Annotated in this window: 1 protein-coding gene; it reads left to right on the top strand. The window is 64.6% G+C overall.

Annotation, left to right across the window (positions count from 1 at the left end; all coding sequences use genetic code 11):
* Positions 1-84: 84 nt before the first annotated feature.
* Positions 85-1,031, top strand: a protein-coding gene (locus B8446_RS15865; RefSeq protein WP_241767835.1) for an IS630 family transposase whose coding sequence is annotated in 2 segments (ribosomal slippage) — positions 85-424 and positions 424-1,031 — 948 coding nt in all. Because the reading frame shifts where the segments join, the coding sequence is not laid out codon by codon here.
* Positions 1,032-1,047: the final 16 nt, after the last annotated feature.

The following is a 1,047-nucleotide window of genomic DNA, read 5'->3' as shown; positions in this document are numbered from 1 at the left end:
TAGAGCGGCTCCACTGAACGCTGATTCTGTGGCGTGACAGGATGGGCGCCCTGTAATTCACCCTTTTTGTTGAGGGAGAGGGCGATGTCTCGGGCATATGGTGACGATCTGCGGGTGCGTGTTCTGGCGGCGGGAGCGTCCGGCCTTTCGGCCCGGGCGGCTGCGGCGCGGTTCAATGTCGGGATCGCTACCGCGATCCGGTGGCTGCGGCGAGCGCGCGAGACGGGCGAGCGGACGGCGCGCCGTCAGGGCAAACCGCGCGGCTCCCGTCTGGATGTCCACGCGGCCTTCATCTTCGGGCTGATTGAAGCACGCCGGGATATCACGCTGGTGGAGATGGCGGCGCGGTTGCACGAGGCGCATGCGGTCGAGATCGGGCGCAGCATGCTCAGTCGGTGGCTGCGTCAGCGCGGCTGGACGTTCAAAAAAAGACCGCCCATGCACTGGAGCAGGAGCGTCCCGACGTCCTGAAACGGCGCGAGGACTGGTTTGACGCGCAGCCCGATCTCGACCCGGAGCGGCTGGTCTTCATCGACGAGACCAGCCTGTCGACGAAGATGGCCAGGCTGCGGGGACGCGCCTTGCGCGGTGAACGATGCCGTTCGGGCGTGCCGCACGGGCACTGGAAAACGACGACCTTCACCGGGGCGCTGCGCACCACGGGCCTGACAGCACCCTTTGTGCATGACGGGGCGATGAACGGTGCCGTGTTCCAGACCTATGTCGAGCGCGTGCTCGTGCCGACCCTGCGACCGGGCGACATCGTCATCCTCGACAACCTGCCTGCCCACCGGATGCCGGGCGCACGTCGGGCCGTCGAACAGGCAGGAGCATCAATGGTGTTCCTGCCGCCCTACAGCCCGGACTTCAATCCGATCGAGATGGCGTTCTCCAAACTCAAATCCCTTTTGCGCAGCAGGGCGGAACGAACCGTCACGGCACTCTGGAATGCCGTCGGAGACGTGCTTCAGGCCTTCACACCAGACGAATGCACCAATTTCTTCAAAGCAGCAGGATATGAACCGGATTAACGTGGAACGGCTCTAG

Source organism: Tanticharoenia sakaeratensis NBRC 103193, assembly GCF_000963885.1.
GTDB classification, from domain to species: domain Bacteria; phylum Pseudomonadota; class Alphaproteobacteria; order Acetobacterales; family Acetobacteraceae; genus Tanticharoenia; species Tanticharoenia sakaeratensis.
Note: the sequence above shows the minus strand (reverse complement) of the source record. Positions and strands in the feature narration are given on the sequence as shown.